Raw genomic sequence first — 18,811 nt, forward strand, 5'->3', positions numbered from 1 at the left:
CCGTTGAGTGACCCCGACGAGGCGGGCCGCCGGCCCGGCAGGCTGGGCGTCGGTGTGGTGGGCGCGGGGCGCGTGGGCGCGGTGCTCGCCAACGCGCTGCGGGCCGCGGGACACGCCGTGGTCGGCGCGAGCGGCATCTCGGAGGACTCCCGGGAGCGCATCGAGACGCTCCTGCCCGGCGTCCCCAACCTCGAGGTGCCCGACGTCGTGGAGCGGGCCGAGCTGGTCCTGCTCGCGGTGCCCGACGACGCCCTGGGCCCCCTGGTCTCCGGCCTCGCCGACACCGGCGCCTGGCAGCCGGGCCAGCTCGCGATCCACACGTCGGGCCGCTACGGGACCGGTGTCCTGGAGCCCGCCCGGCTGGGCGGCGCGATCCCGCTCGCGATCCACCCCGCCATGACGTTCACCGGGACCAGCCTGGACCTGGCGCGCCTGGAGGGCTGCACGTTCGCGGTGACCGCGCCCGCGCCCGTGCTGCCCATCGGGCAGGCGCTCGTGGTCGAGATCGGCGGCGAGCCCGTGGTCGTGGACGAGCAGGCGCGCCCGCTGTACCACGCGGCCCTCGCGCACGGCGCGAACCACCTCGTGGTGCTCGTCGCGCAGGCCGCGCAGGCGCTGGAGGCAGCCGGCGTCGAGCTGCCGGGGCGGGTGCTCGCGCCGCTGCTGTCGGCGGCCCTGGAGCAGGCCACGCGGTCGGCGGACGCGCGCGACGGAGTCGGTCCGGGCGCCATCTCCGCGCTCACCGGACCGGTCTCCCGGGGCGACGTCGGCACCGTGCGCAGCCACCTGACCGAGCTGAGCGCGCTGGCCGCCGCCAGCGGCGCCACCGACATCCCCGACAGCTACACCGAGCTCGCCCGCGGGGCCACGCGCCGCGCGCTGGCGAGCCACCGCATCGGCGACACCGCCGCACAGGCCCTGCTGGACGCGCTGGACGGCGCCAGCGGGGAGTCGCACGCCGGAAGGAAGACATCATGACCACGACCCCGTCCGGTGCGGGGACCGCGCAGCGCACGCCGCTCGTGGTCCGCACCCGCCCCGAGCTGCAGGACGCGCAGATGCGCTGGGCCCTCACCGGATCAGTGGAGGGTGCCGACGCCGGTCCGGGGCAGCGCGCCGTCGTCATGACCATGGGCGCGCTCCACGAGGGCCACCTGGAGCTCGTGCGCCGGGCGCGCACGGAGGCCGGGCCGAACGGCCAGGTGGTCGTCACCATCTTCGTCAACCCGCTCCAGTTTGGGACGGGCGAGGACCTGGAGAAGTACCCGCGCGACCTGGACGGCGACGTCGCGAAGCTGGCCGGCGTCGGGGCCGACGTCGTCTTCGCGCCCACGCCCGACGTCGTCTACCCGGACGGCGACCCCGTGGTGCGGGTGTCCGCCGGGCGGATCGGGGAGGTGCTGGAGGGCGCGTCCCGCCCCGGGCACCTGGACGGCGTGCTCACCGTGGTGCTCAAGCTGATGCACCTGGTGCGGCCCGACATCGCGCTGTTCGGCGAGAAGGACGCCCAGCAGCTCCTGGCCGTGCGCCGCATGGTGCGCGACCTGGAGGTGCCGGTCGAGGTGGTGGGCGTGCCGACCGTGCGCGAGGGCGACGGCCTGGCCCTGTCCTCGCGCAACGCCTACCTCTCGCCGGAGGAGCGCGAGCAGGCCCTGGCGCTGTCGCGCGCGCTGCGGGCGGGGGCGGCGGCCGCGGACCGCGGGGCCCCGGGTGTGATCAACGACGCGCGCGAAGTGCTGGACGGCGCCGACGGCGTCGTGGTCGACTACCTGGCGCTCGTCGATCCGGTGACCGTGGACGCGGTCACCGACGACTTCTCCGGCCCCGCGCTGCTGCTCGTGGCCGCACGGGTGGGTTCCACCCGACTGATCGACAACCAGGCCGTCGAGGTCCCGCCCGAGGTCCAGAGGTAACACCATGAGCACCACCGAGCACCGTCCGCCCGTCGGCCGCCCCGCCTCGCTGCAGCGGCCGATGATGATCTCCAAGATCCACCGCGCCACCGTGACGCAGGCGGACCTGCACTACGTCGGTTCCATCACCGTGGACGCCGACCTGCTCGACGCCGCCGACCTCGTGCCCGGCCAGCAGGTCGACGTGGTCGACGTGACCAACGGCGCCCGGCTGACCACCTACGTGATCCCCGGCGAGCCCGGCTCCGGCCAGATCTGCATCAACGGCGCGGCCGCCCACCTGGTCAGCCCGGGCGACGTCGTCATCCTCATCGGCTACGGCATGCTCTCGGACCACGACGCGCGCACGTTCCTGCCGCACGTCGTGTTCGTCGACGGGGACAACCGCATCGTCGAGATCAACGACGAGCCCGGGCACGTGCCCGACGGCTACGGGCTGGAGGAGAGCGGCCTGCCGATCGAGCCGTTCCAGCACGCAGGCCTGGTGCGCACGGCGTCGGGCCGGGCGTGAGCACCACGCCCGGACCGGGGCCGCGGCTGGCGCGGTCCCTCGCGGCTCCCGCGCCCGGCTGGACCGTCGAGGCCGACGCCATCGTCGTCGGCTCGGGGATCGCGGGCCTGACGGCGGCGCTGGAGCTGCGCACGCGCGTGCCGCGCGTGGTGCTGGTGACCAAGGGCGAGCTGTCCTCCGGCTCGACCGTGTGGGCGCAGGGCGGCATCGCCGCGGCGCTCGACCCGTCGGACTCGCCCGAGGCGCACCTGGCGGACACGCTCGCCGCCGGTGGCGGCCTGTCCGACCCGGCTGCCGTGCAGGTGCTGGTCACCGAGGGCCCCGAGCGGGTCCGCGAGCTCGTGGCGCGCGGCGCCGTCTTCGACAAGTCGGCCGACGGCGACATCGCCCTGGGGCGCGAGGGCGGCCACCACGCCGACCGCATCGCGCACGCCGGCGGCGACGCCACGGGCGCGGAGATCTCCCGCGCGCTGGTCGCGCAGATCGAGGCCGTGCGGCACGACCCGGGCATCGAGGTGGTCGAGAACGCGCTCGTGCTGGACGTGCTGACCACGGCGGGCGGGCGCGCCTGCGGCGTGACCCTGCACGTGCGGGGCACGGGCTCGCGCGACGGCGTCGGCGCCGTCCTGGCCCCCGCCGTCGTGCTGGCGACCGGTGGGATCGGGCAGGTGTTCCGGTCCTCCACCAACCCGGCGGGCGCGACCGGCGACGGGATCGCCGCCGCCCTGAGGGCGGGTGCGGTGCTGGGCGACCTGGAGTTCGTGCAGTTCCACCCGACGGTCCTGTGGCTCGGCTCGGGCGCCAAGGGGCAGCTCCCGCTCATCTCGGAGGCCGTGCGCGGCGAGGGCGCGCTGCTGCTCGACGTCAACGGGCACCGCTTCATGCCGGGCGTGCACGAGATGGCCGAGCTGGCGCCGCGGGACGTCGTCGCGCACGCGATCGTGCGGCAGATGGCCGCCACCGGCGCCGACAACGTGCTGCTCGACGCCCGCCACCTCGGCCGGGAGTTCCTGCGCACGCGGTTCCCCACGATCAACGCGCGGCTGCTGCAGGCCGGCATCGACTGGTCCGAGGAGCCGGTGCCCGTGGCGCCCGCCCAGCACTACCACTCGGGCGGCGTGGTGACCGACCTCGACGGGCGGTCCTCGGTGGACGGGCTGTACGCGGTCGGCGAGGTCGCGTGCACCGGTGTGCACGGGGCCAACCGGCTCGCGTCGAACTCGCTGCTCGAGGGCATCGTGTTCGCCTCGCGCGCGGCGCGGGACATCGTGGCGCGGTCCGACGCGGGCGAGCTGAAGCAGGACGAGCCGCTCGAACGGCCGGGCGGTTCGGCGCTCGTCGCGGCCGCGGCCCGGTCCCGGATCCAGAAGGTCGCGTCCGCCGGGGCGGGCGTGATCCGGTCGGCCCGGTCCCTGGCCGAGGTCGACGAACGGCTCGGCGCCGTGCGCGCCGACGCGCACCGGGCGGCCGACGTCGTGGCCGAGCCCCAGGCCGCGGAGTGGGAGACCACCAACGTGCACATGGTCGCCCGCGCGCTGACCCGGGCGGCGTGGCTGCGCGAGGAGACCCGCGGCGGCCACTACCGCACGGACTTCCCGCGGCCGGACGACGCCTGGCGGCGCCGGGTGCGGGTGCGGCTGGACGACGACGGGGTGCTGACCGCGTCCCCCTCGCAGCTTCCCAGCAGGGACTGACTCTCGTTCAGCAGGCCGTAGCCGACCGTTTCCGCGCAGGTAATGGTCAGCTGTGGCCTGCTGAACTCAGGTCAGTGCTGATGTGAGCTATCGGGGTTGCCGGCGTGACCTGCGCGCCCTCCGTGGCCTCCTGGTGCAGCACCCCCGCGGCCTCGGCCACGAGCTGGGACTCCATCTTCATGGCCTCGACGACGGCGACCGGCTGGCCGTCGGTGACCCGCTCGCCGTCGGCCACCAGCCAGCGCAGGAGGGTGCCGCTCATAGCCGCGAACAGCGGCTCTCGCCCGTCGTCCGCGGCGCTGTAGTCCGCGCCGCCGGCACCCGCCGTGCCGCCGCTGTCCGCAGTTCCGCCCGCGCCCTGTCCCGGTAGCACGAGACCCGCTCCGCCCGGGGTCCGTACCCGGTGCCGCCGGCCGTCGATCTCGACCCAGGTCTCGACGACCCCCGGCTCGGCGACTGGTGCGGCGAGCGACTGCGGGTCGATCGACGAGAGCAGCTCCGTCTCTATCCACTGGGTGTGGACGGCGAAGCCACGCTCTCCTGCCCCGGTGAACGCGGGGTCCGTCAGCACCGCGCGGTGGAACGGAAGCACGGTCGGCACCCCCTCCACCACGGTCTCGGACACGGCTCGGTGAGCCCGGGCGAGCGCCGCCTCACGGGTCGGCCCCCACACGATCACCTTCGCGAACAACGAGTCGAACTCGCCGGGGATCACCGACCCCGATTCGACTCCGGCGTCCACCCGGACACCGGGGCCGGCCGGTGCGACGAATTGTTCGATGCGCCCCGGGCCGGGCAGGAAGCCGCGCGCCGGGTCCTCGGCGTTGAGCCGCAGCTCGATCGCGTGTCCGCTCGGTGTTGGGTCCTCGGTCACGGAGAGAGGGAGGCCGCTCGCGACGCGGAGCTGCTCGGCCACGAGGTCCAGCCCCGTGGTCTCCTCGGTCACCGGGTGCTCCACCTGGAGCCGGGTGTTCACCTCCAGGAACGAGAGCGTGCCGTCCGCCCCGAGCAGGAACTCCACCGTCCCGGCGCTCCGGTACCCGGCGGCGGCGCAGAGGTCGCGCGCCGACTCGTGCACCCGTGTGCGCACGGCGTCGTCCAGGTACGGCGCGGGTGCCTCCTCCACCAGCTTCTGGTTGCGGCGCTGCAGGGAGCAGTCACGGGTGCCCGCCACCACCACGTGCCCGTGGTCGTCCGCGATGACCTGGGCCTCCACGTGCCGGGGGCGGTCCAGGAACCGTTCGACGAAGCACTCGCCGCGCCCGAACGCCGCCTCGGCCTCACGCCGCGCTGCCTCGAACAGCTCGGGCACCTCCTCCAGGGTGCGGGCGACCCGCATGCCCCGCCCGCCGCCGCCGTGCGCCGCCTTGATCGCCAGCGGCAGCCCGTGCTCCTCGGCGAACGCCAGCGCGGACGCGGCGTCGGCCACCGGGCCGTCCGAGCCCGGGACGAGCGGTGCGCCGACCTTCCGGGCGAGGTCGCGGGCCGCGATCTTGTCGCCGAGCAGCTCGATGGTGCCCGAGGACGGCCCCGCCCAGACCAGCCCCGCCTCCTCGACCGCCCGGGCCGCGGCCGCCCGCTCGGACAGGAACCCGTACCCGGGGTGGACGGCATCCGCGCCGGAGCGGCGTGCGACGTCGAGCAGCTTGTCCACGGCCAGGTACGTCTCGGCGGCGGTGCGCCCGTCCAGGGCCCATGCCTCGTCGGCGAGACGTACGTGCACGGCGTCCGCGTCTCCGTCGGCGTAGACGGCCACGGACCGGATGCCCAGGTCGGCGCAGGCGCGGATCACCCGGACCGCGATCTCGCCTCGGTTGGCGACGAGGACGGTGCGGATCATGAGGTGCCTCCTGGCTGGTTCCGGATCGCGAAGCGCACACGAGCGCCCGCGGGTAGCTGCCCGGCGAGCGGGACGTGGTCGGCGGTGACGGCCCCGACCACGGGATATCCGCCGGTCAGTGGGTGGTCGGCCAGGAAGAGGACGGGTAGACCGTCCGGCGGCACCTGGATCGCACCGGTGACGCAGCCCTCGCTCGGCAGCTCGGTGTCCCGCCGCTTCGGTAGCCGGGTGAGCGGCTCGCCGGCCAGGCGCAGCCCGATCCGGTTGGAGCGGGGTGTCACGAGCCAGTCCTGCCCGGTCAGCAGGTCGATCGCCGCGGTCTCGAACCAGTCGTCGCGCGGGCCGAGCACGATGGTCAGCACCGTGGTCTCACCAGGTGCCGGTAGATCGTCCGCCGTTCCCGTCCCGCCCGGTACTCGCGGGAGCGGTGACGCGGCAGCGGGCAGGCCACGGTCCGGCGCAACCACCGGCAGCACGTCGCCCGCGCCGAGCGGATCGGGACCCAGCCCGGCCAGCACGTCGGTGGCCCGGCTGCCGAGCACCGGCGGGACATCGATCCCGCCGCGCACGGCGACGTAGGCTCGCACGCCGCGGGTGGGCGCGGTGAGCCGGAGCTCGTCGCCGTCGTCCAGGGCGAACGGCTCGCCGCGTCGGGGCCGGCGACCTGCTGACCCGGGGCTCACCGGCAGCACCAGGACGTCACCCACCGCGCCGGTCACCGCGAGCACCTGCGGGCCATGGGCACGCAGCCGCAGCCCGCCCACCGACTCCACGACGGCGGCGTCCGCGGGGTTGCCGACGGCTCGATTGGCAGCACGCAGGCTCGGCCGGTCCAGCGCGCCCGACGCCGAGACCCCGGCCCCCTCGGACCCGGCCCGCCCGAGATCCTGCACGACTGCCTGTACCCCGGGGCTCACGACCTCGAGCCCGAGGTGTTGACCACAGCGGTTGCTGCCGGCAGTCGGGCCGCTGTGGCAGCAACTGCTGTGGTCAACACCGGTCGTAGTCGGAGATGCGGCCTGGTCGGACAGGGTGTCGGTCGGTGTGAAGCGGACCGCGTCGCCCGGGAGCATCAGCGCCGGGCGCTCGCGGGTCACGTCCCAGACCGGTGCGTCGGTGCGGCCCAGCAGCTGCCAGCCCCCCGGGCTTTGACGCGGGTAGACGCCGCTGTACGGGCCGGCGAGGGCCACCGACCCTGCGGGCACCTGGGTGCGCGGAGTCGTCCGTCGCGGGACCACCAGCTCAGGGTCGTCGCTGGTCAGGTAGGCGAACCCCGGCGCGAAGCCGACAAAGCCCACGGTCCAGGCCGCCGCCGAGTGCCGCCGGACCAGCTCGTCGGTGCTCCATCCGAGCAGCGCGGCGGCCTCGGCGAGATCCGCGCCGTCGTACAGCACGGGGATCTCGACCGTGCGGGCCGCACTCCGGGTGCCGCGCTCCAACGGCCGCGTCCGCAGCTCGGCGGCCAGGTCCCGTGCCGTGATCGCCGACTGGCGGAACGGCACAAGCAGGGTCCGCGCCCCGGGCACGGGTGTCCCGACGCCGCGAACCGGGTCGGCCAGCAGAGACTCGTACAGCGCGACTGCCTGGTCAAGGTCGTCGAGCTCGACCAGGAGTGCGTCGTCCCGGGCGGTCAGCACGCGCATCATGCCGGTGTGCCGGTGCCCGCCGACGGGGCGAAGGCGGCTAGCTCGATTCCTTCGGCGTCGAACACCTCGCGGATCCGGCGGGCCATCGCGACCGCGCCAGGAGAGTCACCGTGCACGCATACCGAGTCCGCGCGGACCACGACGTCGGAGCCGTCGACGGCGGTCACCACGCCCTCCGTGACGAGGCGGAGCATCCGGCGCGCCACGTCGTCGGCGTCGTGCAGCACCGCGCCGGGCTCGCGCCGGGAGACCAGGCGGCCCTCCGGGGTGTACGCGCGGTCGGCGAAGGCCTCCGTGGCGGTGGTGAGCCCTGCGGCCTCGCCCGCCGCGAGGGCCACGCTCCCGGGCAGGCCCAGCAGCACGAGCCGGGGGTCGACGGCGGCGACGGCTGCGGCGACGGCCTGGGCGACCCGTTCGTCCACCGCCGCCGTGTTGTAGAGCGCGCCGTGCGGCTTCACGTAGGTGACGACGGCGCCCTCGGCGTCGGCCAGGCCACGCAGCGCACCGATCTGGTAGACGATGTCGGCCTCCAGCTCGTCGTCGGGCACGTCCATGTTCCGCCGTCCGAACCCGGCCAGGTCGCGGTAGCCCACGTGCGCGCCGACAGCGACGCCATGGGCCACGGCAGACCGTACGGTGCTCCGGATCGACGCCGGGTCACCGGCGTGGAACCCGCAGGCGATGTTGGCGCTGGAGACGATGCCGAGCATCTGTTCGTCGTCGCCGAGGCTCCAGCGGCCGAATCCCTCGCCGAGGTCGCTGTTCAGGTCGACGGCGCTCATGGTGCGTTCCTTTCGTGGGGCGGGCGGCCCGGTCCGGAGGCTCAGGCGGACAGCAGGTCGAAGATCGGGCCCACCGCGTTGACCGCCATGTACCAGGTGACCACGGTGGCCAGGGTGCCGACCACCAGGAGCCAGCGCGGGTACCGGGCCTTGCCGAGGAGCGAGCCGCGGAACCAGCCGATGTACATGAACAGGGTCAGCCCGATGGGCAGGATGAGGCCGTTCACACCGCCCACGAACACGAGCAGGGTGGCCGGCGCCGTACCCACCAGCAGGTAGACCGCGAGCGAGACGACGATGAAGCCCACCGTCCACAGGTCGGCGACCCGCCCGGTGATCCTGGCGGAGAACACGGGCAGGAACGAGACGGACGTGTAGGCCGACCCGATGACGCTCGTGATGGCGGCGATCCAGAACACGGCGCCGAAGATGCGCAGACCGGTCTCGCCCGCGGCGGCGGAGAACGCATCGGCGGCGGGGTTGCCGGCCACGTCGAGCACGACGCCGGAGGCGACGACGCCGAGGATGGCCAGGAACAGCACGTACCGCATGATCCCGGTCACGAGGATGCCGCTGACGGCGGCGCGGTTGACCTCGGTGATGTGCTCGGGGCCGGTGGTGCCGGAGTCGAGCAGCTTGTGTGCGCCCGCGTAGGTGATGTAGCCGCCCACGGTGCCGCCCACGATCGTCGTGATCGTGGCGAAGTCGATGGTGTCGGGCAGCACCGTCTGACGCAGGGCGTCGCCCACGGGCGGCTTCGAGAGGATCGCGACGATCACGGTGAGCACGATCATGACGAGCCCGGCGACGACGACCACCCGGTCGACGACGGCCCCCGCGCGCTTGGCCAGGAAGATCGCGATCGCGATGACGGCGCTGATCGCCCCGCCGATCCGCGGGTCCAGGCCGAACAGCGCGTTCAGGCCGAGTCCGGCACCGGCGGTGTTGCCGATGTTGAAGATGAGGCCGCCGAAGACGATGAGGACGGCGAGGAGGTAGCCGCTGCCCGGCAGCGCCTCGTTGGCGAGCACGCTCGCGCGCTTGCCCGTCAGCGTGATCATGCGCCAGACGTTCATCTGGACGGCCAGGTCCAGCAGGATCGAGGCCAGGATCCCGAACGCGAACGCCGCGCCGAGCTGTTGGGTGAACGTGGCGGTCTGGGTGATGAAGCCCGGTCCGATGGCCGAGGTCGCCATGAGGAACAGCGCACCCAGCAGGGAGCGACGTCGGGCCGAGGCGAACTGCCGGACGTCCACAGGCGTATCGCCCGACGAGGTTCGGTCCGATGTGGTCGTGGGCTCGTGGCTCGTGTCGGACATGACGTCCTCCTGGTTGTTGTGGTGAGCCGGATTGTTCAACAGTCAGGATGGTCTCGATTGGTTGTTTCACCCGTATTGCGAGATCTTGTCGATCATGACACGGCTCCAAAGCTGGGGCCCGGCCGAGGACGCGAGAGGTTTACGGGCGCAGCCCTGTCGAATTGTTCAACGAACCTCTAGCGTCGGTGGCGACCACTTCCCAGGGGAGAAGGGATCCACCATGCCGAGACCACGTACCAGGGTGCGAGCGGGCGCTGCCGCCCTCGCGCTCTGCGCCACCACCGCACTGGCCGGACCGGCCGTCGCACAGGAGGGCCCGGCCGCCGCACCGCCGGCCGCCGGCTGCCTCGACCCGACCATCCCGCTGTCGGGCGAGGAGAGCCGCCTCGCCGCCTACCTGCCCGACGCCGCCGACCCCACCGTCGCCGCCGGCGCGACCTACGCCCGCACGATCATCGAGGGCGGCGGGTTCGGCGGGTACACCGCGTCGCTCACCGAGGCCCTGTGCCGCACCCGCACGCTCGACGCCGCGACGCGGCTCGCCCAGCGCTCGGGCCAGGCTCTCTGGGACGCCGCCGTCCGCAGGGCCCAGGGCCACGGCGCCGTGCGCGGCGACCTGCCCGCGAGCGACGACCGCCCGCTGTACTGGACCCGGGTCGAGGGCATGGCCGCCCTCCGCCAGTGGGACCCCCGCGGCGGCCTCACCGACGAGGAGCGCACCGGGCTCGTCGAGACGTTCGAGAAGGCCGCCCGCGGCATGGACGACATCGACCTCCCGCGCGGCCGGGACAAGGTGCGCGTGCTCGTCAGCGGGTTCGACGTCTACACGCTCGACGGCGGCACCACCGGGTCCGCGCCGGGCACGGTCGGCAACAACATCCGCCACGGCAACCCGTCCGGCGCCACGGCGCTCGCGCTGGACGGCACCACCTACCGCACGGACGACGGCCGGACCGCCTACATCGAGGCCTACACGTTGCCCGTGAGCTACCCCGAGTTCGAGCGGGGCTACCTGGAGGACACCGTCGGCCCGTTCATGGAGCCCGGACCCCGACAGGTGGACGCGTCCATCACCGTGAGCCAGGCCGGCGGCGCGCAGTTCAACCTGGAGCAGTGGAACAGCAGGTACCACGGCGTCTCACTGGGCAACGACCGCACCGCGCCGTGCCCCACCCTGGGCGGCGTGCCGCAGCTCGCGATCGACAACCGCGGCTGCAACATCCAGGTCGTCGACCGCTGGGGCGGCGGGGACGGGCTCACCGACCCGCCGCAGTGGACCACGGCGACCCTGCCGGTCGCCGAGATGATCGCGGCCGACACCGGCGCGGACGTGCCGCGGCCGCCGGGGGACACCTGGCCCGACGAGTCCGAGGCGTTCGGCGTCGTCTGGCACACCAACTACACGCAGTTCCCCGACTGCGCCTCACCCGTGCGGGAGACCTTCAACAACCCGCCGCCGGTGACCTACCCGCCCGCGACGCCGCCCGTGCCGCCGGCCGAGGGTTCCTGCTCCTACAGCGGGGGCGGCGGCAACTACCTCTCGAACGAGAGCGCCTACCGCAACACGCTCCTGCGCGACCGGGCCGGACTCGACATCCCGGCCGGACACATCCACACCCCGGACATGCAGCACTTCGAGACCGACTTCGCCGTGACCGACCCGACGTTCGACGCCTGGCGCACCGCGATCGTCACCCAGGGGGCCAACCTGGTGCACGCTGTCGCGGACACGGTCGACTGACCTCGCCCGGCTTCACGGGTTACATAGACTGGGCCCGTGAAGCCGGACCGCGCCGAACGGAGCGCAGACGCCATCCGCGAGCTCATCGTCACCGGCAGACTGACCCCCGGACAGCGCCTTTCGGAGCAGTCGGTGAGCGAGTCGCTCGAGGTCTCGCGTAACACCCTGCGCGAGGCCTTCCGGATCCTGGTCCACGAGGGCCTCCTGGTTCGTCGGCCGAATGCCGGCGTCGCGGTCGCACGACCTGCCCTGGCCGACATCGTCGACATCTACCGGGTCCGGCGGCTCATTGAGGTGCCGGCGCTCGCCGCGGGCGATCCGGCGCACCCGGGGGCCCGTGCCATGCGCGACGCCGTCGACGCGGCCCTCGCTGCCCGCCTCGGCGGGGACTGGCGCGACATCGCCGCCGCGAACATGCGGTTCCACGCGGGGATCGTGGCGCTCGCGGGCAGCCCGCGTCTCGACCGGCTCCACGCGAACCTCTCGGCGGAGCTGCGCCTGTCGTTCGGGCTGCTGGGCGACGACGGTGCGTTCTTCGACGGCTTCGTGGACCGCAACGCCGGCCTGCTGCGCCGGTTTGCGGGTGGTGACCCGGAAGGTGCGGCGGCCGACCTGGACCGGTACCTCACCGACTCCCAGCGGGCGCTCCAGTCGCTCGTCGATGCGGACGGCAGCGGCCGCCCGCCGGATACGGTGACCCCGTGAGCACCCTCCCCGTCTTCGCCGCCGCCTCCACGGTCACCCCCGGTCTCGACCCCGCCTGGGTCGCCCGCACGGTCGAGGTCGCCCTCGACGAGGACCTGGGTCCCGACCCGGGCCGGGACGTGACCTCGCAGGCGACCATCCCGCCGTCGGCCGCGGGGGTGGCCGACCTCGTGGCGCGCGAGGACGGCGTGGTGGCAGGGCTCGTCGCAGTCGCAGAGGTGCTGGACCAGGTGGCGGCCAGGCTCGGCCTCCCGGCCCCGGAGGTCCTCTTCCACGCGCAGGACGGCGACGCCGTGGCCGCGGGCCAGGTGCTTGCCAGTCTGGAGGGCCGCACCCAGGTGCTGCTCGTGGCCGAGCGCACCCTGCTCAACCTGGCCAGCCGTGCCTCCGGCGTCGCGACCGCCACGCGCGCGTTCGCCCGGGAGCTGGAGGGCACGGGCGCCCAGGTGCTCGACACCCGCAAGACGACGCCGGGCCTGCGCGCCCTGCAGAAGTACGCCGTGCGCGCGGGCGGCGGCACCAACAAGCGCATGGGCCTGTACGACGTGGCCATGGTCAAGGACAACCACGTGGTCGCGGCCGGCTCGGTCGCCGCGGCGATCCGCGCGGTCCGCGAGATGTTCCCCGACGTCCAGATCCAGGTCGAGGCCGACACGACGGCCCAGGCGCTGGAGGCCCTGGCCTCGGGTGCGGACTTCCTGCTGCTCGACAACATGGAGCCGGCCCGGCTCGCAGAGACGGTCGCCGCCGTCCGGGAGCGGGAGGGGAAGGACGGCGTCCCGGCGCACGTCGAGCTCGAGGCGACCGGCAACCTGATGCTCGACAAGGCGCGGGACGTCGCCGCCACGGGCGTGGACTTCCTGTCGGTGGGCGCGCTGACGCACAGCGCGCCCATCCTGGACCTGGCCCTGGACCTGCGCGCCTGATCCTTTTTCTCCGGGATTCCGGGATATCCGCCCGGTCCGGTGTGTCCAACCGGGCGGATAAAGAGAACTCGGTGGGTGATGCGCACCGATAGAATCGCCTCCGTGACGACCGAGAACCCCGCTGCCGAGAACGCCGCGACCCCGCCGACCGACGACCTGCCCGAGCAGCTGCGGATCCGGCGCGAGAAGCGTGAGCGCCTCCTGGCGCAGGGCACCGAGGCCTACCCGGTCAGCGTTCCGGTCACCGACACGATCGCGGACGTCCGCGAGAAGTACGGGCACCTCGAGGCGGGCCAGGAGACGGACGACGTCGTCGGCGTGGCCGGCCGCGTCGTGTTCATCCGCATCGGCGGCAAGCTGTGCTTCGTCACGCTGCAGGACGGCGAGGGCAACCGCCTCCAGGGCATGCTGAGCCTGGCCGTGCTCGGCGAGGAGGCGCTGGCCGCCTTCAAGTCCGACGTCGACCTGGGCGACCACCTCTTCCTGCACGGCCGCGTCGGTGCGTCGCGGCGGGGCGAGCTGAGCATCTTCGCCGACGAGTGGCGCATGGCGGCCAAGTCCCTGCGGCCGCTCCCGGTGCTGCACAAGGACCTGTCGGAGGAGGCGCGGGTCCGCCAGCGGTACGTGGACCTCATCGCGCGGCCCGCGGCCCGCGACATGGTGCGCCTGCGTTCCGGCGTGGTGCGTTCCCTGCGGGAGAACTTCTATCGGCGCAGCTTTCTCGAGGTCGAGACGCCCATGCTGCAGACCATTGCCTCCGGCGCCACGGCGCGCCCTTTCTCGACGCACATGAATGCGTACGACCTGGAGCTCTTCCTGCGGATCGCGCCGGAGATCTTCCTGAAGAAGGCGGTCGTCGGCGGCGTCGAGAAGGTTTTCGAGATCAACCGTAACTTCCGTAACGAGGGCGCGGACTCGTCGCACTCGCCGGAGTTCGCGATGCTGGAGGCGTACGAGGCCTACGGCGATTACAACACCATCGGCGCGCTCACCCAGGATCTGGTGCAGACGGCGGCGCAGGACGTTCTCGGTACCACGCTGGTGACCCTTCCCGACGGTTCCGAGTACGACCTGGGCGGGGAATGGGCAAATCTGCGGATGTACGACACGCTCTCCGAAAGCCTGGGCGAGGAGATCACCGCCGACACCTCCGTCGAGGAGCTCGAGAAGATCGCCGAGCGGCTCGATGTCGAGGTCGGCAACAAGAAGATCCTGAATCACGGAAAGCTCGTCGAGACGCTCTGGGAGCACCGGGTGGGCGACCACCTGACGGCACCGACGTTCGTCCGGGATTTCCCGGTCGAGACGTCGCCGCTCACGCGCGACCACCGCTCGGAAAAGGGCCAGGTCGAGAAGTGGGACCTGTACGTGCGCGGCTTCGAGCTGGCCACGGGCTATTCCGAGCTGGTCGACCCCGTGGTCCAGCGCCAGCGCTTCGAGGCGCAGGCCAGGATGGCTGCGGCAGGCGATGACGAGGCCATGCTGCTCGACGAGGATTTCCTGACCGCGATGGAATTCGCGATGCCCCCTTCGGGCGGAATGGGCATGGGCATCGACCGTCTGCTCATGGCCCTGACGGGCCAGGGTATCCGGGAGACCATCCTTTTCCCGCTGGTGAAGCCGCAGGCCTGAGGATTTCGGCCGCGCAGACGAGTATGTGAGGATCTTGTGATGGATACGACGCTTGCGGTGCTCGCGGGGCTGACGCCCTCGGTCGGGGTCGGCCTGTTGTTCTGGTTTGCGATGCGAAAGATCCTCCGGGCGGACCGTCACGAGCGTGAGGCTCTCGAGCGAATGGATCGCGAGGGCATGACGGCGACGACGGAAAACACCAGGAATTCCGCTTCGCACTGATCCGCGCGGGTGAGGTTATCCGCACGGGCCTTCGCGGATCAAATCCGCGCACTTCACGAACCCGGGTGAAGTTTTCGTGATCGGTGTCACATGCTCATTATTGACATGTCAATATTGAGTGCGGCATGCTCGCGAACTAACCCCGGAATTTGTGGCGCGGAAGGGAAGTACCCGTATGGTTCAGAAGGTTCAGCTTGTTCTCGAAGACGACATCGATGGCGGTGCCGCCGACGAGACCGTGAACTTCGGCCTCGACGGCGTCTCCTACGAGATCGACCTCAATGCCGAGCACGCGGCCCAGCTGCGTGATTCGCTCGCTTCGTGGGTCGGCCACGCTCGCAAGGTGAAGTCCGCTGTTGCGCGGACCGCCACCACGCGCCGGTCCCGTTCCGGAAGCGACACCGCAGCGGTGCGTGAATGGGCCAAGGCCAACGGCTACACGGTCAGCGACCGTGGGCGCATCTCGGCCGAGGTGCAGGACGCCTACGCGAAGGCGAACGGCTGACGCCGACGTACTCACGACGGCACATCGCGCCCCGGCACCCCTCGACGAGGGGCGGCCGGGGCGCCGTGCTTTCCCGGCCGGAGCACCCGTCGGACGTCATTAGGCTGCTCGCATGAGCAACCCCACCACCGCCCTGTGGATCGGCACCTATCCGAAGGCCGGGGCCGAGCCGGGTACCGGTGAGGGCGTCTGGCGCGCCGAGATCGACACGGCCGGACGGTTCGCGGGCGCCGGGCTCGCCGCCCCGGTCGCCTCGCCCTCGTTCCTCGCGCTCGACCCGTCGGGGCGCACGCTCCTGGCGGTCGGCGAGACCGAGCCGGGCCTGCTCACGTCGTTCCACGTGTCGGACGGCGGCTCGCTCGCCCTCGCGGGCACGGCCGTCTCGGGTGGTGCGAGCCCGTGCCACGTCGTCGCGACCGGGTCCGCGGCCTGGGTCGCCAACTACGGCGACGGCGTCGCCGCCGTGGTGCCCATGACCGACTCCGGGGTGTCGGGGGAGGCCCGCACCTTCCCGCACGAGGGGACGGGTCCGGTGACGGACCGGCAGGAGGGTTCGCACGCCCACTTCGTGCACCTGTGGGGCGACCGCGTGCTCGTGGCCGACCTCGGCACCGACGAGCTGCGCACCTACCCGCTGGACGGTTCCGGCCCGGCGGCCGGCGAGATCGCCGCCGTCCTGCCGCCCGGTACAGGACCCCGCCACCTGGTCGAGCTGCCCGACGGCACGATCCTGCTCGCCGGTGAGCTGGACTGCCGCCTGCACGTGCTGGTCCCCGCGGGCCCGGGCCGCCTGGAGCACGTCGGCTCGGTGGCGATCACCGCCCGCACCCTGCCCGACGGCGCCCCCGGGTACCCCTCGCACATCACCGTCGCCGGCGACCTCGTGCACGTGGGCGTCCGGGGCCCGGACGTCCTGGCGGTGCTCCGGGTGCGCGCGGCGGACGACGCAGCGGGGCCGTCCGGCCGCGCAGGCCACCTGACGATCGAGAACGTCGCCGACGTCGACCTCGGCGCCGGCGCCTGGCCGCGCCACCACGCGGTCCTGGCCGACGGCGAGCTGCTGGTCGTGGCCGCGCAGAACACGGACGAGCTCGTGGCGGTCCGGCTCGACCGCGCGTCGGGCCAGGGCGAGATCACCGACCGGCTGGAGCTGCCCGTGCCCGCGTGCGTCCTGGAGGCGTGATGCGCGACAGCCTGCCGCCCGGTCTCGTGGAGCCGGACGCCCCTCGTCCGCTCCGGATCGCGATGGTCTCCGTGCACACGTCACCGCTGGAGCAGCCCGGCACGGGCGACGCCGGCGGCATGAACGTGTACGTGCTGGAGCTGTCGAAGGCGCTGGCCCGCCGGGGCGCGCAGGTGGAGATCTACACCCGGGCGACGACGTCGGCCCAGCCCAAGGTGACCGACGCCGAACCCGGCGTCCGCGTGGTGCACGTGGCCGCCGGGCCGTACGAGGGGCTGGACAAGAACGACCTGCCGGGGCAGCTGTGCGCCTTCGCCGCGGGCGTGCTGCGCGCCGAGGCGCACCGCCCCGAGGGCTGGTACGACGTGCTGCACACGCACTACTGGCTCTCGGGCCAGGTGGGCTGGATCGCTGCGGAGCGCTGGGACGTGCCGCTGGTGCACACCATGCACACCATGGCGCGCGTGAAGAACGCCTCCCTCGCGCCGGGGGACGCCCCGGAGCCGCAGGGCCGGATCATCGGCGAGGAGCAGGTGGTCGCCGAGTCCGACGCGCTGGTCGCGAACACGGAGCAGGAGGCTGCCGACCTGGTGCGTGACTACCAGGCCGACCCCGCCCTGGTGCGCGTGGTGCAGCCGGGCGTGGACCTCGGGGTGTTCGCCCCGCCGCACGACGCCGACGACCCCGTCGCGTGCGCCCGGCAGCGGGCCGAGCTGCGCGAGCGGCTCGCGCTGCCGACGGACCGCAAGATCGTGCTGTTCGCGGGCCGGGTGCAGCTGCTCAAGGGGCCGGACGTGCTGGTCCGGGCGCTGGGGGAGCGGGTCTGGTCGGAGGGTGACGGGCAGCCGCCGCTGCTCGTGGTGCTGGGCGGCGCGTCCGGGCGGCCCACGGCCGTCCGCGAGCTCGAGGCGCTCGCCTACCAGGAGGGCGTGGCCGCGCACGTGCGGGTGCGGCCCCCGGTGCCGCAGGAGACGCTCGCCGACTACTTCCGCGCCGCCGACCTGGTGGCCGTGCCGTCGCACAGCGAGTCGTTCGGGCTGGTCGCGGCCGAGGCCCAGGCGTCGGGCACGCCGGTGGTCGCGGCCGCCGTGGGCGGCCTGCGCACGGTGGTGCAGGACGGCGTCTCCGGTGTGCTCGTGCCCGACCACGAGCCAGAGACCTGGGCCCTGGTGCTCAAGAGCCTCCTGGACGACGACGAGCTGCGCGCGCGGCTGGCCGTCGGCGCCCGGGACTCGGCGACCCGGTTCGGTTGGGACCGCGCCGCCGACGAGATGCTGGACGTCTACGAGCGGGCCCGCAAGCACCACGTCGAGGCCCGCCGCGCCTGCGGCCGGGGTCCGTCCACGCTCTGAGACCGCGGGAGGGGCGGCATCATCGGCCCCGGAAAAGTGCGGCAGGATGGAGCCCATGACCTACACCCTCGTGCTGCTCCGCCACGGCGAGAGCGAGTGGAACGCCAAGAACCTGTTCACCGGCTGGGTGGATGTCGCCCTCTCCGAGAAGGGCGTCGAGGAGGCCAAGCGCGGTGGCGCGCTCCTCAAGGAGGCCGGGGTGAACCCGGACGTCCTGCACACGTCGCTGCTGCGCCGCGCCATCATGACGGCGAACCTGGCGCTCGACGTCGCCGACCGCCACTGGATCCCGGTGAAGCGCAGCTGGCGCCTCAACGAGCGCCACTACGGCGCGCTGCAGGGCAAGGACAAGAAGCAGACGCTCGAGGAGTTCGGCGAGGAGCAGTTCATGCTCTGGCGCCGCTCGTACGACGTCCCGCCGCCGGAGATCGAGCTGGGCTCGGAGTTCAGCCAGGACGCGGACCCGCGCTACGCGGACGCCCCCGTCGTCCGCACGGAGGCCCTCAAGCTCGTGCTCGACCGCGCCCTGCCGTACTGGGAGAGCGAGATCGTCCCCGACCTCAAGGCCGGCAAGACCGTGCTGGTCGCCGCGCACGGCAACTCGCTGCGGGCCCTGGTCAAGCACCTCGACGGCGTCTCGGACGAGGCCATCGCCGGGCTGAACATCCCGACGGGCATCCCGCTGGTCTACGAGCTGGACGAGGAGACCCTCGCGCCGGTGAAGCCGGGCGGCACGTACCTGGACCCGGAGGCCGCGAAGGACGCGATCGCCGCGGTAGCCAACCAGGGCCGCTGACCCCGTAACAGACCGTTGAGTGCTGGCTATTTGCGCTTCTGAGC

17 protein-coding genes are annotated in these 18,811 nt (G+C 73.1%); 13 read left to right on the top strand and 4 right to left on the bottom strand.

What is annotated here, in order from left to right; translation table 11 throughout:
- The first annotated feature begins 3 nt into the window (after positions 1–3).
- Genes ACFWEJ_RS06100 through ACFWEJ_RS06115 form a run of 4 tightly spaced genes read left to right on the top strand, consistent with a single transcriptional unit; the run spans position 4 to position 4,118 of the window.
- The gene (locus tag ACFWEJ_RS06100) at positions 4–978 is read left to right on the top strand and encodes a Rossmann-like and DUF2520 domain-containing protein (RefSeq protein WP_377228307.1); all 975 of its coding nucleotides are present in this window, start codon (positions 4–6) and stop codon (positions 976–978) included.
- The gene (gene panC, locus ACFWEJ_RS06105) at positions 975–1,913 is read left to right on the top strand and encodes a pantoate--beta-alanine ligase (protein WP_377228308.1); all 939 of its coding nucleotides are present in this window, start codon (positions 975–977) and stop codon (positions 1,911–1,913) included. Before ACFWEJ_RS06100 ends, panC begins: the two co-directional genes overlap by 4 nt.
- A gap of 4 nt (positions 1,914–1,917) precedes the next feature.
- Positions 1,918–2,424 (top strand): aspartate 1-decarboxylase, encoded by a 507-nt coding sequence (gene panD, locus ACFWEJ_RS06110; protein WP_020017944.1) that lies wholly within the window; start codon positions 1,918–1,920, stop codon positions 2,422–2,424.
- Positions 2,421–4,118 carry an L-aspartate oxidase gene (locus ACFWEJ_RS06115; RefSeq protein WP_377228309.1) on the top strand — a complete coding sequence of 566 codons (1,698 nt, stop codon included), beginning with the start codon at positions 2,421–2,423 and terminating at the stop codon, positions 4,116–4,118. Before panD ends, ACFWEJ_RS06115 begins: the two co-directional genes overlap by 4 nt.
- 46 nt (positions 4,119–4,164) lie before the next feature.
- On the opposite strand, the gene ACFWEJ_RS06120 is transcribed toward ACFWEJ_RS06115, so the two are convergent.
- Genes ACFWEJ_RS06120 through ACFWEJ_RS06135 form a run of 4 tightly spaced genes read right to left on the bottom strand, consistent with a single transcriptional unit; the run spans position 4,165 to position 9,705 of the window.
- Positions 4,165–5,958, bottom strand: a complete 1,794-nt coding sequence (locus tag ACFWEJ_RS06120; protein WP_377228310.1) for an acetyl/propionyl/methylcrotonyl-CoA carboxylase subunit alpha — start codon at positions 5,956–5,958, stop codon at positions 4,165–4,167.
- Positions 5,955–7,601, bottom strand: a complete 1,647-nt coding sequence (locus tag ACFWEJ_RS06125) for a carboxyltransferase domain-containing protein (protein ID WP_377228311.1) — start codon at positions 7,599–7,601, stop codon at positions 5,955–5,957. Before ACFWEJ_RS06125 ends, ACFWEJ_RS06120 begins: the two co-directional genes overlap by 4 nt.
- Positions 7,601–8,386 (bottom strand): LamB/YcsF family protein, encoded by a 786-nt coding sequence (locus tag ACFWEJ_RS06130; protein WP_377228312.1) that lies wholly within the window; start codon positions 8,384–8,386, stop codon positions 7,601–7,603. The genes ACFWEJ_RS06125 and ACFWEJ_RS06130 overlap by 1 nt, the downstream gene beginning before the upstream one ends.
- 41 nt (positions 8,387–8,427) lie before the next feature.
- Complete coding sequence (locus tag ACFWEJ_RS06135; protein WP_377228313.1) at positions 8,428–9,705, bottom strand: NRAMP family divalent metal transporter; 1,278 nt, start codon at positions 9,703–9,705, stop codon at positions 8,428–8,430.
- A gap of 220 nt (positions 9,706–9,925) precedes the next feature.
- On the opposite strand from ACFWEJ_RS06135, the gene ACFWEJ_RS06140 reads away from it, so the two are divergent.
- The 9 genes from ACFWEJ_RS06140 to ACFWEJ_RS06180 all read left to right on the top strand — a co-directional run bounded on the left by ACFWEJ_RS06140 (position 9,926) and on the right by ACFWEJ_RS06180 (position 18,767).
- Positions 9,926–11,446, top strand: a complete 1,521-nt coding sequence (locus tag ACFWEJ_RS06140; protein WP_377228314.1) for a hypothetical protein — start codon at positions 9,926–9,928, stop codon at positions 11,444–11,446.
- 36 nt (positions 11,447–11,482) lie between these two features.
- Entirely contained in the window at positions 11,483–12,151 is a 669-nt protein-coding gene (locus tag ACFWEJ_RS06145) for a GntR family transcriptional regulator (RefSeq protein WP_377228315.1), read from the top strand.
- Entirely contained in the window at positions 12,148–13,077 is a 930-nt protein-coding gene (gene nadC / locus ACFWEJ_RS06150) for a carboxylating nicotinate-nucleotide diphosphorylase (RefSeq protein WP_377228316.1), read from the top strand. The genes ACFWEJ_RS06145 and nadC overlap by 4 nt, the downstream gene beginning before the upstream one ends.
- Before the next feature lie 78 nt (positions 13,078–13,155).
- Complete coding sequence (lysS, locus tag ACFWEJ_RS06155) at positions 13,156–14,709, top strand: lysine--tRNA ligase (RefSeq protein WP_377228317.1); 1,554 nt, start codon at positions 13,156–13,158, stop codon at positions 14,707–14,709.
- Between the two features lie 39 nt (positions 14,710–14,748).
- Positions 14,749–14,931, top strand: a complete 183-nt coding sequence (locus tag ACFWEJ_RS06160) for a hypothetical protein (RefSeq protein ID WP_377228318.1) — start codon at positions 14,749–14,751, stop codon at positions 14,929–14,931.
- Positions 14,932–15,106: 175 nt separating this feature from the next.
- Positions 15,107–15,436, top strand: coding sequence for an Lsr2 family protein (locus ACFWEJ_RS06165; protein ID WP_285105368.1), 330 nt, complete (start codon positions 15,107–15,109; stop codon positions 15,434–15,436).
- A 112-nt stretch (positions 15,437–15,548) separates the two neighbouring features.
- Positions 15,549–16,619 (top strand): lactonase family protein, encoded by a 1,071-nt coding sequence (locus ACFWEJ_RS06170; protein WP_377228319.1) that lies wholly within the window; start codon positions 15,549–15,551, stop codon positions 16,617–16,619.
- On the top strand, positions 16,619–17,971 hold the full coding sequence (mshA, locus tag ACFWEJ_RS06175; RefSeq protein ID WP_377228320.1) for a D-inositol-3-phosphate glycosyltransferase: 1,353 nt from the start codon (positions 16,619–16,621) through the stop codon (positions 17,969–17,971). Before ACFWEJ_RS06170 ends, mshA begins: the two co-directional genes overlap by 1 nt.
- Positions 17,972–18,026: 55 nt before the next feature.
- On the top strand, positions 18,027–18,767 hold the full coding sequence (locus tag ACFWEJ_RS06180; RefSeq protein WP_020017958.1) for a phosphoglyceromutase: 741 nt from the start codon (positions 18,027–18,029) through the stop codon (positions 18,765–18,767).
- The last annotated feature ends 44 nt before the right edge of the window (positions 18,768–18,811 follow it).

This window comes from Promicromonospora sp. NPDC060204 (assembly GCF_042728455.1).
Classification (GTDB): Bacteria; Actinomycetota; Actinomycetes; order Actinomycetales; family Cellulomonadaceae; genus Promicromonospora.